This is a genomic window from Paenibacillus nanchangensis (genome assembly GCF_046543445.1).
Classification (GTDB): domain Bacteria; phylum Bacillota; class Bacilli; order Paenibacillales; family Paenibacillaceae; genus Paenibacillus_AQ; species Paenibacillus_AQ nanchangensis.
On record NZ_JBHOFD010000001.1, the window covers coordinates 187978 to 210229 of the forward strand.

The 22252-nt window shown below is 52.1% G+C and carries 22 protein-coding genes and 1 tRNA gene; 4 read left to right on the top strand and 19 right to left on the bottom strand.

Annotated features, from left to right (window positions below; genetic code table 11):
- Positions 1 to 206: 206 nt before the first annotated feature.
- Positions 207 to 674, bottom strand: coding sequence for a MarR family winged helix-turn-helix transcriptional regulator (locus tag ACE6ED_RS00880; RefSeq protein ID WP_410825059.1), 468 nt, complete (start codon positions 672 to 674; stop codon positions 207 to 209).
- A gap of 140 nt (positions 675 to 814) precedes the next feature.
- Between ACE6ED_RS00880 and ACE6ED_RS00885 the strand changes: the two genes are divergently transcribed.
- A complete protein-coding gene (locus tag ACE6ED_RS00885; protein ID WP_410825060.1) occupies positions 815 to 1243 on the top strand; it encodes an organic hydroperoxide resistance protein in 429 nt (142 codons plus the stop codon).
- Between the two features lie 145 nt (positions 1244 to 1388).
- On the opposite strand, the gene ACE6ED_RS00890 is transcribed toward ACE6ED_RS00885, so the two are convergent.
- Positions 1389 to 1712, bottom strand: coding sequence for a DUF3139 domain-containing protein (locus ACE6ED_RS00890; protein WP_410825061.1), 324 nt, complete (start codon positions 1710 to 1712; stop codon positions 1389 to 1391).
- Between the two features lie 45 nt (positions 1713 to 1757).
- A complete protein-coding gene (locus ACE6ED_RS00895) occupies positions 1758 to 3827 on the bottom strand; it encodes a methyl-accepting chemotaxis protein (protein ID WP_410825062.1) in 2070 nt (689 codons plus the stop codon).
- 357 nt (positions 3828 to 4184) lie between these two features.
- Here ACE6ED_RS00895 and ACE6ED_RS00900 point away from each other — a divergent pair, with 357 nt between their 5' ends.
- The gene (locus tag ACE6ED_RS00900) at positions 4185 to 6035 is read left to right on the top strand and encodes a YifB family Mg chelatase-like AAA ATPase (protein WP_410825063.1); all 1851 of its coding nucleotides are present in this window, start codon (positions 4185 to 4187) and stop codon (positions 6033 to 6035) included.
- 447 nt (positions 6036 to 6482) lie between these two features.
- Here the strand turns inward: ACE6ED_RS00900 and ACE6ED_RS00905 are convergent, their stop codons facing one another.
- From ACE6ED_RS00905 to ACE6ED_RS00955, 11 genes are all read right to left on the bottom strand, one after another.
- Positions 6483 to 6995, bottom strand: a complete 513-nt coding sequence (locus ACE6ED_RS00905) for a phosphoesterase (RefSeq protein ID WP_410825064.1) — start codon at positions 6993 to 6995, stop codon at positions 6483 to 6485.
- A 354-nt stretch (positions 6996 to 7349) separates the two neighbouring features.
- Positions 7350 to 7763, bottom strand: coding sequence for a hypothetical protein (locus ACE6ED_RS00910; RefSeq protein WP_410825065.1), 414 nt, complete (start codon positions 7761 to 7763; stop codon positions 7350 to 7352).
- A gap of 219 nt (positions 7764 to 7982) precedes the next feature.
- Positions 7983 to 8414: a YraN family protein gene (locus ACE6ED_RS00915; RefSeq protein ID WP_410825066.1), complete on the bottom strand. Its 432-nt coding sequence runs from the start codon at positions 8412 to 8414 to the stop codon at positions 7983 to 7985.
- Positions 8407 to 8724 (bottom strand): EscU/YscU/HrcU family type III secretion system export apparatus switch protein, encoded by a 318-nt coding sequence (locus ACE6ED_RS00920; protein WP_410825067.1) that lies wholly within the window; start codon positions 8722 to 8724, stop codon positions 8407 to 8409. The genes ACE6ED_RS00915 and ACE6ED_RS00920 overlap by 8 nt, the downstream gene beginning before the upstream one ends.
- Entirely contained in the window at positions 8721 to 11120 is a 2400-nt protein-coding gene (locus tag ACE6ED_RS00925) for a DNA ligase (RefSeq protein ID WP_410825068.1), read from the bottom strand. Before ACE6ED_RS00925 ends, ACE6ED_RS00920 begins: the two co-directional genes overlap by 4 nt.
- Positions 11121 to 11618: 498 nt before the next feature.
- Complete coding sequence (locus ACE6ED_RS00930; protein ID WP_410825069.1) at positions 11619 to 12371, bottom strand: ribonuclease HII; 753 nt, start codon at positions 12369 to 12371, stop codon at positions 11619 to 11621.
- Between the two features lie 647 nt (positions 12372 to 13018).
- Positions 13019 to 13333 (bottom strand): hypothetical protein, encoded by a 315-nt coding sequence (locus ACE6ED_RS00935; protein WP_410825070.1) that lies wholly within the window; start codon positions 13331 to 13333, stop codon positions 13019 to 13021.
- A gap of 368 nt (positions 13334 to 13701) precedes the next feature.
- Complete coding sequence (gene ylqF / locus ACE6ED_RS00940) at positions 13702 to 14565, bottom strand: ribosome biogenesis GTPase YlqF (protein WP_410825071.1); 864 nt, start codon at positions 14563 to 14565, stop codon at positions 13702 to 13704.
- 72 nt (positions 14566 to 14637) lie between these two features.
- Entirely contained in the window at positions 14638 to 15258 is a 621-nt protein-coding gene (gene lepB, locus ACE6ED_RS00945) for a signal peptidase I (RefSeq protein ID WP_410825072.1), read from the bottom strand.
- A 436-nt stretch (positions 15259 to 15694) separates the two neighbouring features.
- Complete coding sequence (gene rplS, locus ACE6ED_RS00950) at positions 15695 to 16039, bottom strand: 50S ribosomal protein L19 (protein WP_410825073.1); 345 nt, start codon at positions 16037 to 16039, stop codon at positions 15695 to 15697.
- A 190-nt stretch (positions 16040 to 16229) separates the two neighbouring features.
- Positions 16230 to 16517: a hypothetical protein gene (locus ACE6ED_RS00955; RefSeq protein WP_410825074.1), complete on the bottom strand. Its 288-nt coding sequence runs from the start codon at positions 16515 to 16517 to the stop codon at positions 16230 to 16232.
- Positions 16518 to 16730: 213 nt separating this feature from the next.
- Here ACE6ED_RS00955 and ACE6ED_RS00960 point away from each other — a divergent pair, with 213 nt between their 5' ends.
- The gene (locus tag ACE6ED_RS00960; protein WP_410825075.1) at positions 16731 to 17657 is read left to right on the top strand and encodes a DUF4097 family beta strand repeat-containing protein; all 927 of its coding nucleotides are present in this window, start codon (positions 16731 to 16733) and stop codon (positions 17655 to 17657) included.
- 147 nt (positions 17658 to 17804) lie between these two features.
- Here the strand turns inward: ACE6ED_RS00960 and ACE6ED_RS00965 are convergent, their stop codons facing one another.
- Positions 17805 to 18557, bottom strand: a complete 753-nt coding sequence (locus ACE6ED_RS00965; RefSeq protein WP_410825076.1) for a GDSL-type esterase/lipase family protein — start codon at positions 18555 to 18557, stop codon at positions 17805 to 17807.
- Positions 18558 to 18943: 386 nt separating this feature from the next.
- Between ACE6ED_RS00965 and ACE6ED_RS00970 the strand changes: the two genes are divergently transcribed.
- Positions 18944 to 19017, top strand: a tRNA-Pro gene (locus ACE6ED_RS00970).
- A gap of 433 nt (positions 19018 to 19450) precedes the next feature.
- On the opposite strand, the gene ACE6ED_RS00975 is transcribed toward ACE6ED_RS00970, so the two are convergent.
- From ACE6ED_RS00975 to ACE6ED_RS00990, 4 genes are all read right to left on the bottom strand, one after another.
- Positions 19451 to 20017, bottom strand: coding sequence for a CDP-alcohol phosphatidyltransferase family protein (locus tag ACE6ED_RS00975; protein WP_410825077.1), 567 nt, complete (start codon positions 20015 to 20017; stop codon positions 19451 to 19453).
- Positions 20018 to 20625: 608 nt separating this feature from the next.
- A complete protein-coding gene (gene trmD / locus ACE6ED_RS00980; RefSeq protein ID WP_410825186.1) occupies positions 20626 to 21369 on the bottom strand; it encodes a tRNA (guanosine(37)-N1)-methyltransferase TrmD in 744 nt (247 codons plus the stop codon).
- 2 nt (positions 21370 to 21371) lie between these two features.
- Positions 21372 to 21899, bottom strand: coding sequence for a ribosome maturation factor RimM (gene rimM, locus ACE6ED_RS00985; RefSeq protein WP_410825078.1), 528 nt, complete (start codon positions 21897 to 21899; stop codon positions 21372 to 21374).
- 118 nt (positions 21900 to 22017) lie between these two features.
- Positions 22018 to 22248, bottom strand: a complete 231-nt coding sequence (locus tag ACE6ED_RS00990) for a KH domain-containing protein (RefSeq protein ID WP_410825079.1) — start codon at positions 22246 to 22248, stop codon at positions 22018 to 22020.
- Between the last annotated feature and the right edge of the window lie 4 nt (positions 22249 to 22252).

Below are 22252 nucleotides of genomic sequence, written 5' to 3' on the forward strand. Positions count from 1 at the left end.
CTTAAAAAGATTCGCCAAATCTACACACAATTTCGCAACGATATCATACCGATCTGATATAGATTTCATTGACAATATGTATGGCTTTAGACATACTTCAACATTCATTACCCGGTTTTCGCCCGCTTGAAAAGCAAAACGGACCCTCAGAACGAAAAAGTTCTTCAGATCCGCCGGAGCCTATGAAGGTTTAAATGCCAGTTTTCCTATTTACGCATCCCGCCGGTGTTCGCCTCATGCACACGGTGCAGGAGATCCTTAAACTGGCCGAGCAGAGCGTGGAATTCTTCAGCTTCCATGCCGGTCCCTTCCATCATCATCCCGGGGATGGCTTTCGCTTGTTCCTGCAGCGCCAACCCTTGTTCGGTCAGCGAAATCAGCACTTTGCGTTCATCTTCGGTTGATCTCTCCCGCAGGATGATCCCTGCCGCCTGAAGACGCTTGAGCAGCGGAGTCAGCGTACCGGAGTCCAAATACAGCGCTTCTCCAAGTTCCTTCACGGTGCATTGATTTTTCTCCCACAGCACCAGCAGCACCAGGTACTGGGAATAAGTTACGCCAAGCCGGTCCAGATAAGGCTGGTACAGCTTTGTAATCTCGCGCGAGCAGGCGTATATCGTGAAACAGAGCTGGTTGTCGAGCAAAAGCTCCGGGTGAGTATTGATATCATTCATGGCTGTTCACCTGCCTTCCGTTTCTAATCTTATCACAATTTATCCGCTCCGGCATATAAATGCTGCAAATAATTTGACAACAAACTTTATTGTGTTATATTTAATTGTGTAAAATACATATCAAACCGGGAGTGGTTTTTATGATGAAGATCCAACAACAAATGTATGAAACTACGGTTACCGCGGTTGGCGGACGCAGCGGTCATGTGGATTCCTCCAGCCCCGAGCTGCATCTCGAAATCAGCACGCCCCGCGAAATGGGCGGAGCTGGCGGAGCGGGAACCAACCCTGAGCAGTTATTTGCGGCAGGATATGCCGCCTGCTTTGACAGCGCACTGAACATGGTGGCCCGGCTTGGCAAAGTTAAAATTGAAGGCAGCGAGGTAACAGCTACCGTTCGTTTCGGCAAAGTGGAGGACGGCGGATTTGGCATCGCCGCCAAGCTGAACGTGAAAGTGCTGGGTGTGGACCGCGAGACTGCGCTGTCCCTGACCGAAGCCGCACACCAAGCCTGCCCTTATTCCCGTGCAACCCGCGGCAATATTGAAGTTGAGCTGAACGTACTGTAAGCAGCTTATAGAGCGAAAAAGGCCTCACAGGATCATTTCAGCATGATTCCTGCGAGGCCTTTTTGTATGGCCGTAGTATTTTGCACAGACTTGTATCGGAGAAGCAGAATTATCGCTGCCTTTTTTGTAGGGATACGATCACCAGTTATTGATAAAAAGTTCCGTCCATGTGCTTTCCACTTAGGTTGGAGGTACTAACGAGTTTAAAACTTCCATTCATTTTTTCGTAAGTATAATTTACTTGCGGCTCATCCTTGTAAACCACAATCGCTTCATAGTGAGTGGACTTTAGGCTGTACACGCCTTTAATGTCGAGGATGTCTGTCTCTTGATAAGATCCTTCGGTCATTAAATAAGTCTTCACCTCTTGTTCAATTTCATCCTTTTTATGAGGCAAACCTGTTACGGAAAAGTACCCTACAACCAATATCCCCGCAGCGAACAGCGTAAACCAGCTGCCTTTTTTCATATTAACTCCACCTTGCATCACCATTTTGTAAAGGAAGGCTTTGTTTTATTTTACTTTGAATTGCTTGGAATACTCAAATAGCTGCTGGGCCATTTCACTTAATTTTTCAGATGCGGCCGCAATTTCTCCAAAAGCATTAAATTGATGGTCAGCGGATTTGGAAATGCTTTGGGAGTTGTTAAAGGTTTCTTTACAAATGGAGGCTACCTCCGACATCGAAGCAGAAACCTCCTCCGTACCTGCGGATATTTGTTCGGCAGCCGTGGAAATTTCAAAAATCTCGTTCGAAACCGAGCCATTCATCTCCATGATTTTCGTAAAAACAGCCCCTGCCTCATTCATAATGTTCTCCGCTTGGTCCACATCCATAACACCCTTGGTCATCCGCTGGACAGCCGCCTGAACCATAATCTGCACGTCTTTGACCAGATTGGAGATTTGCTCCGAGGAAGCGGTGGATTCCTCAGCCAGCTTTTTCACTTCACTGGCTACTACGCCGAACCCCCGCCCCTGCTCACCTGCCCTGGCCGCTTCAATCGAAGCGTTAAGCGACAACAATTGGGTTTGGTTGGAGATCTCTTTAATTAACGTCACAATGTCACCGATTTTGTTGGAGTACTCTTCAAGATGCGTCAATTCCTTCGCTGTTTGTCCAACGGATTCCCGGGTGTATTGCATCTGCTTGATAGCCTGCACAATCACCTGATTTCCGTTATCCACTTCCTTGAAAGTGGACAAAGAAGTTTCGGAAACCGAGGAGGTCGCTTCGGCAATTCGCTGAATCCCCGCAGCCATTTCTTCCATTGCTTTTGCTGTTTGCTCTGTACTTTGCAATTGGGTTTTTCCGCCCTCCACGTTGGCCTCTATCAGGGAAGAAATATGACTTGTCGCCCGGACGGATTCATCAGAGGTAGCCATTAGCTGCTCAGAAGCAGCAGCAAGCAGCTCTGTATTTTCATGTACATTACTTATCATAACGGTCAATTTATCCAAAGCTTCATTTATATTGTGCGCAACCTGTCCAAGCTCGTCCTTAGAGCGAGGTTTAAGCCGCAACGAAAGATTGCCTTGTGCCAGTTCATTGATCACAGAAGAAATACGCGGTATGTCACGCAGCAGATAAGTGATCAAAATAAATACAATAGCTACGAGGATTACAAGCGAAATTCCAAACGAAACAAACATCAACTTCCCCAATGTGCCAAGGCTTTCAGTGGCCGACTTGACAGGTAGTACAGTTGCAACCGACCAGCCTGCAGACGGAATGGAGGAATAGTGGATAAACTGCTCTTGGCCGTCTTGATGAATTCGTTCCAGCCCTTCTTCTCCAGAAACCATCTTCTGAGCGACTGCAGCCAAATCACCATCGGTATCCTGCATTTTCTTCAAAATCAGATCCTGCTCAGGGTGATAGATAATGGTTCCATCGGCCGCCAGCAAAAAGCTATAGCCATCTTCACCTATTTTATAGGATTTCAGAATATCAGGCATCGCATCAATAAAGATGTCCAAAGCGACGATCCCAATTACATCGTTTCCGTCTTTTACTTTTGTCATCACGCTCATGATAACCTTGTTAAATATTTGATCCTGATAAGGCTGGGAATAAAAAACATCAGGGGCCTCAAGAGCGGGTTTGAACCAGGGACGGTCTTGGTTATTATAATCCGGAGCGGACAACACATTATTACTTCCCGCCAAAAAATTTCCGGGCACGCTGGCAACCCAAGTCATTGCCACTTGCTGATCCGTATCCCGAATGGCATCCATTGTCTTATAAAGGGATTTGCTGTACGGGTTACCCGCAACGGCATCACGGTTATTAGCGGTTTTAATAAAATTCACAAGTTCTTGATTAGTTGCAAATTGTTTAACAATCGTTCCTTTTTCTTTAAACAATGCGTTGATTTCTTTGGCCATGGACACGCTTTGGGCTTCGAGGTTTTCCTCAATATTCTGCGTGAGTAAATCCTTTGAATACGTATAAATAAAGACACCTGTAACCGACAGCGTAATCACAATAGCGACTAACAGCACAAATGAAATCTTTTTAGATATTTTGTCGAATATTGCGAATTCCCGTTTTTTTGCACTGTTGTTTGTAAACGCTGTCATAATAAACCCTCCTGCACATGTACTAAATCAAACGGCTGATACCTTAGGCTGGATTAATTCTGGACTTGAGTGACGTTGTTTTCTTTGGTTCATCACACTGGATGAAATTAACTTTAAGTTTATCATATTTTGTCGAATTGGTAAATTATTTAATCGAAATTTGTCGAATAATTCCTCGTCCTTATTGTGCCTGTCTTTTTACAATCATGCTGAGTTAAACTTGACAGAAGCCGCCAGCCAACTTACTATTATATCCAGATGTTCAACGAACCGGAAGAAGCGGGAAGCACCTGTTTTCTAACTACAAGGCACTGGATAGAATCCGGCCTGTATTCTGAAAACGAGGTGTTTTTTGTTATGTATGGGAAACTGCACAGCGCTTGTCTGCTCGGCATAGAGGGTATCATGATCGGCGTGGAAATTGATATATCGAATGGTTTGCCTCACACCTATATCATCGGCCTGCCGGACACGGCGATTCGGGAAGCGGTGGAACGGGTGCGGGCTGCGGTTAAAAACTGCGGGTACCGTTACCCTCTGCAGCGTGTGACGATCAATCTGGCGCCGGCAGACCTTCGAAAAGAAGGCTCGGCTTTTGACCTCGCCATCGCGCTTGGTATTTTAATTACGAGCAGGCAGCTCGTTCTGCCGTTGGCAGAACAAATGCTGCTGATCGGAGAGCTTGCGCTCGACGGCAGCCTGCGTCCGGTTACCGGTGTGCTGCCTATGGTTGATTCTGCCCGGCGGGCAGGGTACACTTCCGTTCTACTGCCAGCTGCAAATGCGGCGGAAGCCGCTCTCATCAAGGGGATGACTGTCTACGCAGCAAATCATTTGTCGGAACTGGCGCCGCCTGGGACTCCGTCAGTGTCTCTGGAGCGGGATAGCAGTCACGTAGCGGATGCCGGTCAAACGGACAGTTTATTGGATATGCCTGCAGTCAACGTGGATATGCGGGGGATTTTTCGTGATCTGTACGGGATGGAGGCTGCTGGTTCGGGTGAAAATGGGGTCCCCGCCGCCTTAGCGGATGTCCCGCTAGCGCTCCATGATGAGGTTTCAGAAGCTGCGTCAACTTCGGCGGCGTTTGTGGAGCCTGGACAACTTGGGAGTGCCGCAACTGACGATGGACATGCTGTAAGAAAATCGCCAGTGCTTGTCCCGTCACTGGAACATTTGCGTTATAAGCCCCGTGTGACGATGAAGGAAATAGAGGGTACAGCTGGCGAACTGGCTGAAGATTATCAGGATGTTGTGGGTCAGCATCAGGCTAAGCGGGCGCTGACGATCGCGGCGGCGGGCATGCATAACATTCTGCTGATTGGCCCTCCCGGTACAGGCAAAACGATGCTGATCAAGCGGCTCCCCGGTATTTTGCCGCCTTTGACAGACGAAGAAGCATTGGAGATTACCACAATATACAGCGCGGCAGGCCTGCTGAAGGATCCCGCAGGCGGGCTGCTGCGGAACCGCCCATTCCGTTCGCCGCATCATACGATCTCGTCCGCGGGACTCATCGGGGGCGGCAGCATGCCTAAACCCGGCGAAGTCAGCCTGGCACACCGCGGCGTTCTTTGCCTGGACGAGCTGCCTGAATTTTCGCGGAATGTGCTGGAGGTGCTGCGCCAGCCGCTGGAGGACCGGTGCGTAACCATAAGCAGGGCGCGGGCCTCCTGCTCCTTCCCCGCCTTTTTCTTACTGGCTGGTTCGATGAATCCATGTTACTGCGGGCTGCTCGGCAGCAGGCATCCTGAAAAACGCTGTACCTGCTCGCTCCCCGCCATCGCCAGGTACCGTTCCAGATTATCAGGTCCTCTCCTGGATCGGATCGATCTGCAGGTGGATGTGCCGCGGCCGGGAGAAGATGCGGGCCGTGAGGCATCCGCCACAACCGCACAGATGAAAAAGCAGGTCATGCTCGCGCTGGCCATCCAGACCGAACGCTACCGCGGAACTGGAATCAGGCGCAACAGCGAATTGAGCGGTGCCGCACTGCGGCGGTACGCTCCGCTTGGGAAAGAAGCAGCCGCTTTGCTGAAAGGAACGCTGGAGCATCTTGGGCTCAGCATGCGGGCGCATGACCGCATTATCAAGATTGCCCGGACCATCGCGGACCTGGAGGCAGCCGTTCAAATTTTGCCCTCACACATCGCGGAAGCCGTACAATACCGGAATTTGGACCGGAGCCCGGTTGCCGATGAGCAATGACAGCTAGCCACTGCTTTTAATGCAAGGAATTGGGCAGCTTGTTCCGTTTACGAGGTGTTCTGAAGCTGTTCCAGTTCATGGTTCGGAAAGAAAATGCTCATGAATAGAAAATGCTCCATCCAAAACAGGTTGCTCCAGAAAAGGAGGGGAGTACATACAGAAGCGGATGCATGCAGCGAGAATGTCAAACATAGAAGGCAGGATTTTCGGGGGTTCTGCTTAAAAACAGCATACTTCAAAACGGGTAGGGTTCGATATCGCGGCAGCCGTCCGTAACCGGTCATGGGTTGGGGTGCGAGTGCATAGGAGAGCGGGATTGCCAGGAGAATTATAATAAACACGAAACGGAAATCAGCGCGGGCCGGAACAAGGCAGGCTGCCGGTTTGCGTCATTTAGTGCTTTGGAGCTTTCGCAAAAAAACGATAGCCTAACAGGATAACAGATTGTTACTCAGACGCCCCCTGAGCACGCAGCAGCTCCATAATTTGTTCAAAAGCAAGCGGCTTATACTCCCAGTGTTCCACACACACGTTAAAATGCTGGATACCCTCGTATTTTTGCCCGTGGATGTGTCCATGCACATTTACGTAAGGCATCTGTTTGTTCATATACATGGGTTCATGCGAAAGAAAGAAAAAATCGCGGTAAATAATCGGATATTCGCTAACTTCGTCAAAACCTGCTTCCAGCCACCATTTCCGGCTGCGGTCGCGGTCATGGTTGCCCAGGATCAGCGTTTTGTAGCCGTTCAGCCTGCCAACTGTTTCCCGGGTCCGCTCCATGTTCAGAAACGAAAAATCCCCGAGATGAAACACCCGGTCCTGTTTGCCGACAACTTCATTCCATACGGATATCATCCGTTCGTTCATTTCCTCCGCATCGGCAAAAGGCCGGGATTCATAAGCAATAATGGCTTGATGGCCAAAATGGTGGTCAGATGTAACAAAAACCGCTGCCACATGCACCGCCTCCTTACTTCTCATTTTGTTACCTATACGAACTTTTATGTATGGCCTATCCTCATCATTCCTCGCCGCAACGCACCTTATGGCTCATCGGCCCCAACTCTCTGGAGCCGAAGGATACAATCACCGGATCGGCCGCGCAAGGGCTGACGCCATCCGCTCCATCCAGTGTGAAACGCTACTTAAAGCAGCAGCATCGGGTGCAAAAACCAACCCGGAAGAAAAGAGCAAAGAAGCCCTGCACGGCAGCGGCCGGGATACCTATAGGAGGAGCAATTGCATATTTACGAAAACACTCAACCCTGTAAACGCTGCTTTGTTTGAGCGGAGCCAAGGCTGCGGCAGGTGCTATTTTTCCAGATCCCGCCGAAAATGCGGACGGCCCGAATCCATCTGGATCAGCTCGGCTAACGGAGGCAGCGGTTCATTCTCCATCAGCCACCGGCGCATCTCTTTGATCGCCTCAACCTGTCCGTTCCCCTTGTCCCGCCAGGTCAGCAGCTCGATTACACGAATCACCAGGGCCATCATACTGATGTGATTGTGCTCGGATTTGTCAGCGCGGATCTTCTGGAACAGCGCTTCGTTTTCCCAATCTATAAGAATCTCTTCAGCGATTGTCGGTTTCATTACGGTAAATAAATGGCTGCACTTGGGGCAGCTGACGGCTGATACCGGTTCTTGGCCGAACACCACTTCGACAGCCTGTCCGCAATGCTGGCAGTGGAATTTAACCTCTATCGGGTGGGGTGGAGTATTCATTTCCGGACCGACCTCCTCTACGTGGTAGTTTCTTTTACACTTATGTATACCCCATTCCCTCCTGCTGTGACCCAGCTCAAGCAATTGAAACGGGAACCTCTACGCAAATAACAGGATCTGCCGCTGTCATCGCACCTTTCATTCTGCCGATTCCTAAGCGATGAAGTGAGCTTTTGCGGGATTCCGCTGTCCCCGGCTCACGAAAAGGAAGCAAATGCACTAAAAAGCATTTTTATAATGGCTAAGCTCCGCGGTCTCCATCCCCGAACGGTATTTGACCGTAATGACATCAAAGGAAACAGCGCGTCCGCTCCAAGCTTTGGCAAAAAGATAACGTTCCGCCGTTTGCCGCACCTGGCTGATTTTGCGCGGGCTGATGGATTCCGCCGCCGTTCCCCGCCGGCTTTCCGCCGTCCGGCTCCGGACTTCCACAACCACCAGTCCAGACTTGTCTTCCGCCACAATATCCAGTTCCCCGCTGCGGCAGCGCCAGTTCCGGTCCACAATCGTGTAACCCGCTGCCAGCAAATAACGGACGGCCGCCTCTTCGGCTGCCGCCCCGATTTGTTTCCGGTTCCAGTGGTTTACCGCCAGCTCTGGCGTAGAATCTTCAGCAGATCCCCGCTCCCCAAAAATACGGCTGTTATCCATCCGCCTGCTCCTTACGCTGCCGGCTGGCAGCATCCTGGTCGCTCCGGTAGATATAGCTGAGAATTTCGGCAACCAGCTGGTACAGCTCCGGCGGAATTTGCTGATCCAAATCGAGTTTGGACAGCACCTCTACCAGCGCCGCATCCTCCTGGACCGCGACGCCGTGTTCTTTTGCTTTTTTGAGGATAGCCTCCGCCACTTCTCCGTGCCCTTTGGCGACTACGACCGGCGCTTCGCTTTTTTCGGGCATGTATTTCAGCGCAACCGCTCTCTTCAGCGGCAGCGGCTTGTCGTTCTCCGGTTCGGTCATATCCGGAAATCCACTCCTTTGTAGGCATCCGGAACGTAGTTCTCCGCTTTGGACAAGGTCTGGTCATCTCCTTGGCCGTACCGCTCGGGAAGCGGCTCGGTCCGCAGTCCGGACAATTGATAGCCAATCGACTCCAGTGACGCCGAAATCGCTTCTTTGTGCGACTCCAACAGCTCCAATGCCCAAGGCGTATCGTTATGCAGCTTGAGGCTTACAATCCGGTCCACCACCTGCACATCGACCAGCGTCTGCCCCAAAGCACGCATGTCCAGATCAAACCAAAGCCGGCAGTTGGCGGCATCAAGCTCGCCTTTGCGGCCCCGTCTGGACTGAATCTGCAGCGAAGCCGTCTCCACCCCGTCCTGTCCGTGAAGCGGAAGGAACATCGTCACCTGCGCAAACGGCGCCGTCCGGTCCGTATTCAGCAGCAGCTGTTGACCCGTCATATGCTGTACGAGCTGTCCTGCCGCTTCTTTAACCGGCGCGGGGACATCGTCCGCACCCAGCAGCTGCAGCAGCACGCCCTTGAGCGTCTCCGCGCGTTCGGCCGCCTGCCCTTCGGCGGCCAGCGCCCGGCCGGCCAGCTCCGGGCCGGCCGCACCCCGCGGCGCGTCCGCAGCCGCGCCGCGCACCGCCTGCTGCTCGTGCTCCGCACCGAGCAGCTTCAGCACCCGCCCGACCCACGACTCCGTGTCGTGGGTCGGGGCGGGTGCCCCGCCGGCCGCGTTCCCTGCGGCCGGGGCGCCCTCCCCGCGCGGCGCTGCCTGCGCGGGGGCGGGCGCGGGTCCCGCCGCTTCGCCCGGCGGGACAGAGGCGAGCTGCGGAAGCGAAGCACGCAGCTCGGTGAGCACCCCCTGCAGCTTCGCGTGCAGGGGGTGGCCCGCTCCTTGCATTGCGCCCCCTGCTTGACCCGCAACTATTCCTTGCACTGCACCACCTGCTTGGCCCACACCTGCACCTTGCACCGCACCGCCAGCTTGGCCCACACTTACTCCTTGCACTGCTCCGCCAGACTGACCCGCTCCTGCATCCTGCACCGCACCGCCTACCTGACCCGCTCCTGCTCCTGGCACGGCACCGCCAGCTTGGCCCGCTCCTGCTCCGTGCACTGCACCGCCTGCTTGGCCCACACTTGCACCTTGCACCGCGCCGTCTACCTGACCCGCACCTGCTCCTTGCAACGCAACGCAAGCCTGACCGGCACCTGCTCCTGCACCCTGCACTGTTCCGCCAGACTGACCCGCTCCTGCACCCTGCACTGCGCCGCCTACCTGGCCAGCACCTGCTCCTTGCACCGCACCGCCAGCTTGGCCCGCTCCTGCTCCTTGCACCGAACCACCAGCTTGGCCCACCCCTGCTCCTTGCACTGCTCCGCCAGCCTGACCTGCACCAGTTCCTTGCACCGCGCCGCCTACCTGGTCCGCTCCTGCTCCTTGCACCGCTCCACCAGTCTGACCTGCTCCGGCATGCACCGCGCCGCCTACCTGGCCGGCACCTGCCCCTTGCACTGCGCCGCCCGCTTGGCCCGCTCCTGCTCCTTGCACTGCGCCGCCAGACTGACCCGCTCCTGCATCCTGCACCGCTCCACCTGCTTGACCGGCACCTGCTCCTTGCACCACACTACCAGCTTGGCCCGCTCCTGCTCCCTGCACTGCGCCGCCTACCTGGCCGGCACCTGCTCCTGGCACCGAACCGCCCGTTTGGCCTGTACCAGCTCCTAACGCTGCACCGCCAGTTTGGCCCGTTCCTGCGCCCTGCGCCGGGCCGCCGGGTCCAGCTCCAGCCGCCGGTTTGCCGCCTGCGGTATTACTCCATGCGTTCAGCTGTTCTTCCAACGCCGACAGCAGTTGGTGCAGCGGCGGCCCAAACATCGCCTGCTGCAGCCCTTTTACACTCTCAAGTGTTACCGGCAGTCCTCGTTTCATCGACACCACCGCCGCTTCCAGCCACTCCGCCGCCGGCACGGCGGCTGGTTTGGCGTTCATGACCTGCTGCAGCTGGCCGGCCGTCTCGGGCGTAAGCGGGAGGCCCGCCGAACGGAGCGCAGTTATGATTTCCCGTCCAAGCTTGGCATCAGTCAAACCGAGCTGTTTCAGCGTTTCACCCATATTTTGCGGGGTGATTTCCCCATCGCCGGACGGGGCCAGCTGCAGAACCGGGAGACCATGCTCTCCAGGCGCACCGACGCGCAGTGCAAGCGATTGTCCTGGCTGCAGCGGGGTTTCCAGCTCCGCTTTTACCGGCGTCCCTTGAATCTGCACCGTGGCCTCTTTTCCATCCTCCGAGACGTTTAGCACAACGCCGCGCACCACTTGACCCTCTTTTAATTCCAGCGCCTTTGGTTCCCCCGGTTTGACGTCGCCTATCAATCCGCGTATCAGCGATCCGATGTTCACGCGAACCCAGCCTCCTCTCATGCTGTGCCGTTTGCCGAGTGGCTTCAAAGTCCCTTTCTATAGCAGTTGAACTTAAGATACACAGGTTAAGCAGAACGGCCGCTGCGGCGAATTTAAATGATGGCGGTGTTTTTGGAGTGTCTGAAGGGTCTTTCATGATACACCTTTCATTTCCAAAATAAAGGTACACGCCACGTTCGATAAGCCTTCAGCCGCTCATGTGCCAGCCCATTTCCCCTGTTATTCCTTAGTTCTCTCTATAGAGGAGATCCTTTCATTCAGCAGTACTCCAGGAATCATCCGGCTGCGCCGCATCTGTAAAAGCGCTTGCGGACAGCTTGTTTTCCTGCTTGAGTTTTCCGGCCTTTCCTCTTTTATTACTCTATCGGTCAAAAAGCGCCATTGATAAAGCAGATCGTCCGCACTCTGTACACTCCAGACGGTCTTTCCGCTAAGCTTTGAATTTATTGTTTATCAAACACACCGTTCCCCGTACACTCAGAATAACGTCATCTGCTCAGACAAAATCCTGCCCAAAAAGCTGCGCCGGTGCATCGGCGTTGGTCCCAGTTCACTTAGCCGCTCCCGGTGCAGCTTGGTGGCGTAGCCTTTATGTATTTCAATGCCGTAGCCGGGATAAGCTTCCGCCCATTCGCCTTCACAGAGCCGGTCCCTCGTCACCTTCGCCACAATGGAAGCCGCTGCGATGGACTGAGAATTCCCGTCTCCCTTGATAATCGCCTGCTGCGGCAGATCCACGTCCACTTTTTCGGCATCCACCAGCATGTAATCGGGGAAAATTTCCAAACCCTCTACGGCAAGCTTCATCGCCAGCCTTGATGCCTGTTTGATGTTGATTTCGTCAATCCGGTCCGGCGCAACCCGGCCCACGCTTACCGCGACAGCTGATTCCATAATCAGCTCGTAAAGCGTTTCTCGTTTTTTGGCCGTCAGCTTTTTTGAATCGTCCACTCCTTCGATAACGAGCCCTTCAGGCAGCACGACAGCGGCGGCAATTACATCGCCAAACAGACAGCCCCGGCCCACTTCATCCACGCCGGCAATGTGCCGGTATGACCGGCTCCACACGTCTTTTTCATAAGCCAGCATATCTTTATATTCTTGGATTTCTTTATTTTTTTTGCCCGCTTTAGCAGCTTGGCTGTCCTGATCTCTGCTGATTACTCCGCCCGCTGCGAGATCTTCCATTTCGTTCATTGCTTCCACCTGCTTCATCTCTTCCATGTCCATCCCCACCGCATCTTTTGTTTCTAAAATGGTATTCCCAGCTTATCACATGGGCCGCGCAGGGTCATCAATCTTTTAACTTATGTATAAAATAAGTAGACCTTCCTGCCAGCCGGGCCTGGATTTGCTTTCACCATGGCTCGAAGACTAGCGTATTCCTTCCATATATATAGCGCAAATATGAAAGTGCTCTGTCGAACTCTCCTGCCACATCAAACGGCAACGCCTTTACCCCGGCAAATATAAATTTTTAACGCTATATAGACTGAACTTGAGAGGGACAGGTGGGTCGTGACTGTTACTGCGGCGAATTTGGGACTTCGGCCCGCTGTTATTTTCGGAGTTCAAAGGTGCTCAGTACAGACTGAATTAATGACATACAGGTGGGGCGAGATGTCACTGCGGCGAATTTGGGACTTCCGGTTGCTGTTATTTCGGAGTTCAACGGGGCGCAGTATAGACTGAATTAATGACATACAGGTGGGGCGAGATGTCACTGCGGCGAATTTGGGACTTCCGGTTGCTGTTATTTCGGAGTTCAACGGAGCGCAGTATAGACTGAACGAATGGCAAACAGGTTGGGCGGGACTGTCACTGCGGCGAATTTGGGACTTCCGGTTGCTGTTATTTTCGGAGTTCTTGATTGGTATTTAAGTTAGCGGGAGAACTCCGAAAATAAAGGCAATCGCGTTCGCTCCTCCATCTCCAAATTCCCTCCGTGCCATCCCCGCCTTCCTGTATATCAACAGTTCAGTCTGCATAGAGCGAAGAACTCCGAAAATAAGGCTTACGCTGCCGCTCCGCAGCTCCAAATGCCTCCGTGCCATCCCCGCCTTCCTGTATATCAACTGTTCAGTCTGCATAGAGCGAAGAACTCCGAAAATAAGGCTTGCGCTGCCGCTCCACAGCTCCAAATGCCCCCGTGCCATCCCCGCCTTCCTGTATATCAACAGTTCAGTCTGCATAGAGCGAAGAACTCCGAAAATAAGGCTTACGCTGCCGCTCCGCAGCTTCAAATTGCCACCGTGCCATCCCCGCCATCCTGTATGTCAACTGTTCCAGTCTGTATAGAGCGAAGAACTCCGAAAATAAGGCTTGCGCTGCCACTCGCAGCTTCAAATTCCCTCCATGCCTTCCCCGCCATCCTGTTTTTCCTACAGTTCAGTCTGGATATAACCTAGAGCTCCGAAAATTCGGTTCACGCAGCCGCACCTCCATCTCCAAATTCCCTCCGTGACATCTCCTCTTTCCTGTCTTCAATAGTTCAGACTATATAGCCCATTCCTTTGCATCAAAAAAGACAGCCCATGGCGGACTGTCTCGTCGTATCCATTTATTCAGGGGTCTCCAATGTAAACCGACCCAGCTTGCCCGCCCGCAGCTCATGCAGCAGCGTACGCGAAGCTTTTTCCAAATCGACCCGTCCGCCTGAAATCAGGCAGCCCCGTTTCCGGCCCACTGCTTCCATCACGGCAACAATTTCGTTGGGGTTGTCCATATCCTCCGGGAGCTCGCTGATGCCAAAACGCTCCTGGAACCTTGACCCGTAATCCCGCAGCAGATATTTTACCGCATAAAACGCGATATCCTCCACATTTAAAATCTCTTCGCGGATCGCTCCGGTAATGGCCAGCCGGTAACCGACGTCCTGGTCTTCAAACTTGGGCCAAAGAATACCCGGTGTATCCAGCAGCTCCAGATCGCCCCCGGTTTTAATCCACTGCTGTCCCTTGGTGACGCCCGGACGGTCGCCTGTTGCCGCGATACTGCGTCCGGCCATCCGGTTAATCAGCGTCGATTTGCCCACATTCGGGATCCCCACAATCAATGCGCGCATTGCTCTAGGGTTCATTCCTTTAGCCAGCTGCCGGTCAATCTTTTCCTTAAGCAGCTGTTTTACGCGTTCGGGAATATCTTTGACCCCTGTGCCGGTCGAAGCATCCACCAGCAGGACGGCATGCCCCTCTGCTTTAAAATACTCCATCCAGCGGGCATTTGCCGCAGGGTCAGCCAAATCCGATTTATTGAGGATAATGAGCCGCGGTTTGTCCTTCAATATATCATCAATCATCGGATTGCGGCTGGATATCGGAAGCCGCGCGTCGAGCAGCTCAATCGCCACGTCAATCAGCTTCAGCTTCTCTTCAATCTGCCGCCTGGCTTTGGTCATATGTCCCGGAAACCATTGAATGGTCATCTACGAACCTCCCCGCCGGACGGCCTGCTTCCCTGGCTGTTAAACCTTTTGCCGGCCGTCCGGCTTTCCTTATTAATGCTTGATCAGTTCGATATCCTGAATCGGCCAGAAAATCAAATCGGCACGCCCTACGATATCGCCGAGCGGAACAAAGCCAATCATCCGGCTGTCCTTGCTGTCCGAACGGTTATCCCCCATGACAAAGACATGCCCTTCCGGCACGGTGGATTCAGCTACCTCTTCATTCGGAAAATCCTTGTTGTTCCACAGCCGGTTTTGGCTGTGCGCGCTGTCCATCGCTTCCTTCAGATAAGGTTCTTCGATCACTTCACCGTTAACGGTTACCGTATCGCCTTTTACCTCCACCTTATCGCCGGCTACACCGATGACCCGTTTAATGAAATCCCGGCCTTCCGCCGGCACATGGAAGACGATAATCTCGCCCCGCTTCGGCGCGCGGATGTCATACAGAATTTCATTGACGATCAGACGCTCACCGGTATGGAAATTCGGCTGCATCGAAGGTCCGTCCACAATAAACGGCTTGAACAGCAGCCAACGAATCAAGATGACGAGCACCAGCGCGATCACAATGGCTTTGATCCATTCCAGCACTTCATTTTTCGGTTTTTTCACCGGCTGCTCGTTCCGTTCTTCCGTATCTCCTTGCCCCTGCTGCAAATCCTGCTGCATAGGTTCACCGTCCTTCCTTATGCTTGTCTGCATGGTTTGTTTTTATTACTGCCTGATTAAAAACGGCACGCAGTCCTCCGCTGAATCCGCAAGTATAGATTACGCTCAGATGTCCCTGCGGCGGATAGGGCGTGTTGCCACTGTTCGATTCTGATTAAGTATGTGTTATTTGTTAATCCCGCCAGCCACACTGCGAAGCTGCCCGGTTGTATAAATGCCCACAAAAAAACTCCGCCGCAAAAGCTCCTCGCCCATCATGCCTCAGGAAGCTTTTCGGAGAAGCTGTCTGCCCCGTGATACCTATTCGCATGTCACGGCAATCCTGGCCGGTTCCTGTAATCCGCTGCAATCTTGTCCATTCTCGCGCGAGACCGGTGCATGTATCTAAATAAAACGAAAAGGGCTTGAAATCAAGCCCTCTCTGCTTTGCCGGAAATTAACGGCGGATTTCTTTAATTCTTGCTGCTTTACCGCGCAGTTCACGCAGGTAGTACAGCTTGGCGCGACGAACTTTACCACGACGGGTAACTTCGATCTTCTCAAGCTTCGGCGAGTTGATTGGGAATGTTCTTTCCACACCAACACCGTAAGAAATTTTGCGGACCGTAAAGGTCTCGCTAATTCCGCCTCCACGGCGCTTGATTACAACGCCTTCGAACAACTGGATCCGTTCCCGGTTACCCTCGACGACCTTAACGTGCACTTTCAATGTGTCGCCAGGACGAAAACTAGGGATATCCGAGCGGAGCTGTTCTTTCGTAATCTCTTGCAGGATATTCATTAAGGACTTCCTCCTTCCGTACAGGTGTTCATGCCTCTTCCGGAGAATCTCGTTCTCCTTCATCATCCGCAGCGGACCACCGTATTCCACACAACAAAAATAATAGTACCATATCTCAGACTGCATTTCAACAGATTTATGCTTGATTCCAGAGATTCAGTTATCAAAGATTCCGGCAGTCCTCTGCTAGTTATAGCGGCATCATGTCCCGCTCGTCAGCCTTGGAGCGGCAGTTCTTGCACAGCCCTACAACAGAACCATTGTCCTGCGCATAAAAAATCAGCTTGCCCTTGGCATGGCAGTGGGAACATACCTGCTCCCCGCCTGACTTGCTTCGTGCTTTCCGATGGGCATCCAGCGCAATGACGTTGCTCCCCCGGACGGGTTTCGACCGGTTCATTCGCGTCACGGCAAAATAGGCGGCTGCAGCGGCGGCCGCTGCAATGATAAGGATCAGCGCAGCTTTCATCGGGTCCATCCTTTCTCCATGTTTCATTATAATCGATTCCATCCGTCTTCGCTAACTTCACGCGACGTAGCACATCCGCCATCCGGTCCGATCCCCAACTTTGGTCTAGGGCGCAAGCCGTCCCCTGGACGGTTTTGGCCGTCTTCTATCTTGATTATAATGTAAACCATACATATCGGCACAGAAACAGATAACATTTTTGGAACCGGGAGGACATCTGAAATGAATAAAAAACAACTGCCGCTGCTCGCTGCCGCTTTTACCTTAGCCTTATTGACCGGCTGTTCCGGCGCGAACCAAGCATCCGAAAGCCATATAGAGACGATCGGAGATTCCATTTCCGAAGGCATCACGCAGACGATTGGCCAAACCGTAGTGAACCTGGAACAGGCGGTACAAAACGAAGCCTCGGACTGGAAAGAACACGCTAAAGCCGGCAGCATGTCGGAAGAGCTTGCAGCCAGCCAAAAAGTCGAAGCTTCCGCGGAGCTAAGTTTAAATAACGCAGTCGGCGAAATTGAAGTCAAACCGGTTACCGGGGATCAGGTCATTGTGCATGCCACGATCTGGGGGGCGGACAAATCCAGCCACCGGGACGATTTGCAAAAGATCATGGACGAAGCCGAACTATCGATCGACGTTCGCGGCAGCAAATTGAAGGTAAACGTACATCCTCAGGATCAGCCCCGGACCGACTTGTGGTCCTGGGCGCAGAAAAAAATCGGCTATTCGGATTTCAGCATCGACTACGTTGTGGAAGTCCCCGAAAGTGTGGATACGTTCCAAATCCAGAACAGCGTAGGCGAAGTCCGGTTGACCAGCGTCGCCGGCAGCTTCGACATCGACAGTGATGTTGGCGCAATTTCGCTGGAGCAAGCTGTGATCAAAGGCAGATCCGTATTCGAATCCCAAACAGGCGGCATTTGGCTTGATGTGAACGAACTGGATCCGTCCGCAAGTGTAACCGCCGAGACCGAGGTTGGCAGCCTGAACGCAACGTTCCCTGCCTCGCTTGATTGCGATTTGAAGGTGGATACGGAGCTTGGAGCCATCTCCGGAGCCGCGCAAGGCACAAGCCGTCTCGGCCAAGGCGGGCCCGAAGTCGTTCTGCGCAGCAGTGTGGGCGCAATCAGCATCAAACAGAAATAATCGTTGTACGGGAAGCTACGGGTTTTCCCCGCCATTTTGATTACGATATCCATCGGTGCAATAACAGACAATTGGCAGCAAAAGCCCCGACGCTACGGCGTGCGGGGCTTTCGTTTAAGCGTGCGGGACTTTTTGACATTTGGGAGTTTATTGTACGCGCTGATTCATATACGGCGTAACGATCTCTTTCCATTTTAAGTAGCCAAGGCTAGTTAACTGTACACCGTCTACCGTATAGTTTGAATAAAGATTTCCTCCATCGTAAAAACTGTCGAATAAATTAATATAAGTAGCGCCAAACTCCTCAGCAGTTTCTTTTAACTCTTTGTTCGTTTCCTTAATAAGTTCATTTATATCTTTATAAAAGAAAAATGAGATCTTTGTGTTAACAGGCAAAATGCTCTGCACGTATATCCCCGTTTGAGGATTGGACTTTTTGATTCTCTCCAATATCATCTGGTAGTTACGGATTACCCCTTGCTTCGCCTGTTCGGCACTTTTCTCAGTTTTTACCTTAGCAAAGTCATTCACGCCCGCCAGGATAAATACTTGGCTTGGCTCATTTGAAGCAATAGAGTCCAACCGGTCTATAATGTTCTGAGTAGTCTCTCCTTCAACTCCGCGCCCTACTACCTTCGAACCTATAAACTCAGACCAGTTTATCCCCTCAGTGATATCGTCGCCGAGCATGATTATAGGATCAATATTCGTTGGATAGATATCAAACTTATCCGGAATTTCAATACCGGCTAACCGGTCCTGATTTTTTATATCCAATCTTTTTTGGAATAAATAATCTAATCCCAAATCATTCACAAACACATACCCCAACCCGCCTAATAATAGTAAGTTAACCGTTACTGACAAGATAAATAATGCCTTCTTAAGCTTTTTACTCACAGTTTCACCGTCCCACCCTTTGTGCCTGATTTGCAGTCAGATTGTTTTAAATAAAAATTCGAATAGATTTAATTTTAGATGAAATAGCGCGATAATGCCTCATACAAAAGTATCATCCTACTTTAAAAGGTGTTGGATAAAATTTTAGATCGTTTTTGTCCCGGCAGCAGTCCAGCACATTTGAGCCGTACGCTTTCCTGCATCGATTCTGTCGCATGATCCTTCTGAATTAGACCGAAGAGCTTGATGCAATGACGCGCGCATAATTCTTGCAATAACGCGCGCCTACGTGCTATAATCGTTATTGTTCGTGAATGACGCTGGAAATAGTGAATGAACGAACGCTGACAGCACGCGGTATGACGCGGGTATGTCTTACATACTATCGGGGTATGGCGCAGTCTGGTAGCGCGCACCCTTGGGGTGGGTGAGGCCGTGGGTTCGAATCCCGCTACTCCGATTGAATATTCCCTTTAAGAAGCGCTTTCCGTTACGGAGAGCGTTTTTTATTTCATTTTACGATGAAGTTAATGTTCCGAACTTTTTTATATTTTCACTCTTTATCTATTAAAAATTGATGGATATCGCCAGCCGCCTATGCTATACTGTCGGTATAAGGAAAGGAGGTGCGTTCACATCAATCACGATATGCTGAACGTATCCCTTACCCGGACCAGCCGTTAATAAGCTTCAGGCTGGTGGCGCGGGATACGGAACTTAGCAGCACAAGCGCCACGGGTAGAAAGGCCGTCTTCGGACGGTCTTTTTTATTTACCTCATTTTATTTATCTCTCTTATTTGCAGGCTTCGTTTTCCTTTCGCTGCTTCGGATAACGGTTGCCTCCTCCATTTCTGCGAACAACATTTACCTTCTCCATTTCTTCGGATAGCGGCTACCCTCTCCACTTCACTCCGCTTATCAGACTTTTGCGGTTCACATCATAACGTTTAGACAACAAAAGAATGCTTGTTTCTTCTATTGAAGCAAGCAGCGCCAAAACAGCAATCATCTTTAAGACAACGCCGCCGGTTGGCGTCACGCCAATGGTATAAAAAATAGGCAGTGCAGCAAACAAGGCCAGCCCCGTCATTTTATTGCCCAGCGTATGGATGACATTCCATTCTCCAAATTTTGTTTTTGTGATTAGCAAGTTCAGGACCCGTATTCCTAAAACAAGCAGTACACCAAGGATAAATAATCGGCTAAGTATTCCATGCATATGCATGTATATCAAGTAAAGGATCATGCCCGTAAAGATGGCGTCCGCGATGCTGTCCAGTTTGGCTCCAAGGGAGGTCATACCATTCCATTTGCGGGCAAGATAGCCGTCAGCTGCATCGGTCAGACCGCATAACATATAGATCACTAAAAACAACAACTCATTGTTTGCGGTGACTGCCAAACCTGCTGATAACACCATTCTGCTGCAAGACAAAATATTGGGTAACCTCTTCTTCAATGCCTATTTCCCCTCCCTTTTCTTCACCTGCCTTTACATTATCTTTATTCATACGTGCTTTATCAATGTGGTTTTATACCTGCTTACTTCGTTCGCCTGATTCCCCCTTACTATACGGGGGGGGGGTTGAATAACATTGCTTGTACGTCCATCTGTTACGACAAAGCCGCCCCTTTCCGTATGGACTGCAACGGAAAGGGGCGGCTGATTGCCATCCTTATATGGTGGTGCCCTGGGGCGTTCTATGCTTTACGGTTCGTGTAAAAGTCAATGATGTCGTTTACGGTGCGGAGCTGCTCCACCGGTTTGCCCACAGGGTTCGCGTCCTGTTTCACAGGTTCTTGGGTATTCGTGTTCACTTGCATTCATCCTTTCGCTGATAAGCTGCGTCTCTTGGTTGTCATCTATCGGCGCCTCTTATTATTACCCGCTTCAGGAAGAAAGTAACCCGCACCCGGAATTATTTTTTGAACCTTTGATGTCTGCCACCCGGCAATTTGCCGGATCAGGCCGTGTGCAAGCTAAGTCCGGCGAAGGAAATTCATTCTCCTTTTATATAAAAAACGCCCCGGCCGACAGGAGCAAGTCAGCCAAGGCTTGTATCTCGTTTATTCAGGTTGCCGGAGCCCTTCCAGCAGCTTCCGGTCCTGCGGAGACAGGTCGGCCGAATCCAGCAGATCCGGACGGCGCTCCAGCGTGCGCCGCAGCGCCTGCTCCCTGCGCCAGGAATCGATCTGTGCGTGATGTCCGCTGAGCAGCACATCCGGCACCTTCCAGCCCCGGAATTCAGCCGGACGGGTGTAATGCGGATATTCCAGCAGCCCGGTGCTGAAGGAGTCGGTTACCGCTGACGTCTCATTGCCGAGTGCTCCCGGCAGCAGCCGGACAACGGAATCGATCACCGTCAGCGCGGGCAGTTCCCCTCCGGTCAGCACATAATCCCCGATCGACAGCTCGTCGGTGACAAGGTACTCCCGGATTCGTTCATCATAACCTTCATAATGGCCGCAGATAAAGATAAGATGGCTCTCCTGGGCCAGCTCCTCCGCAATACGCTGATTATACGGACGTCCCTGCGGACACATCAGGATGACGCGGGGTTTGACCCCGCCCTCTTCGCTCATGCCGGGCAAATCCTCCACAGCATGGAAAATAGGGTCCGGCTTCAGCACCATACCGCCGCCGCCGCCGTAGGGCGTATCGTCCACACTGCCGTGCTTGTTGCCGGAATAATCGCGGAAATTGACGGCCTGCAGCGATACCAGCCCTTTCTCGCGCGCTTTACCGAGAATGCTGGTGCCAAACACGCTTTCACACATGTCCGGAAAAAGGGTCAGCACGTCGATCCGCATCATTACAGCAGCCCCTCCATCAGATGGACCTTCACCCGTTTAGCTTCCACGTTCACGTCGAGCACCACGTCGCCGATCACCGGGATCAGCAGGTCCGCCCCCTGCGGGCGTTTCACAACCCAGACATCGTTTGCCCCCGGCGTCAAAATTTCCGTAATGACGCCAATCGCGTTCTGTTCGTCTTCGTCGCTGTACACTTCACAACCTACGATTTGATGGAAATAATATTCGTTTTCCGGGAGCTCGACCAGATCGTCTCCGGCGACCTTCATCAGACTGCCCTTATATTTTTCCACCTGGTTGATGTCGTGGTAATCCTTCAGCTTGAGAATGTACATCCCCTTATGCTCCCGCGCCGATTCCACCGTCACTTCCACGGGACGCTGCTTGCTGTCCTCCGGGACAATAAACAGCTTACTGCCTGCTTTAAACCGCACTTCGGGAAAATCCGTCCGCGACAAAACTTTCACTTCGCCCCGGATGCCGTGCGTATTCACCAGTTTGCCGACGGTCAACTGCTGTTCGGACATTGGTATCCCCCTTCCTGCCTTGCCTGAAGTAGCTGTATAACGAAAAAACACTTGACCCTATATATTTCAACAAAAAGGAGTTGGGATATACCATCCCAACCCCTGTTTGCGCGTTTCCTCAAGATAAAATATCCACGGTCACGCGTTTGTCGCTTTTGACTGCTGCTGATGTAACGACGGTGCGCAGCGCTTTGGCGATCCGCCCCTGCTTGCCGATGACCTTGCCGACATCCTCGGGATGTACAGACAGCTCATACACAATCAGGTGCTCCTTCTCCACGGTCCGCACCGCCACATCTTCGGGATGATCCACTAAAGCCTTAGCAATAATTGCAACTAATTCTTCCATAGAG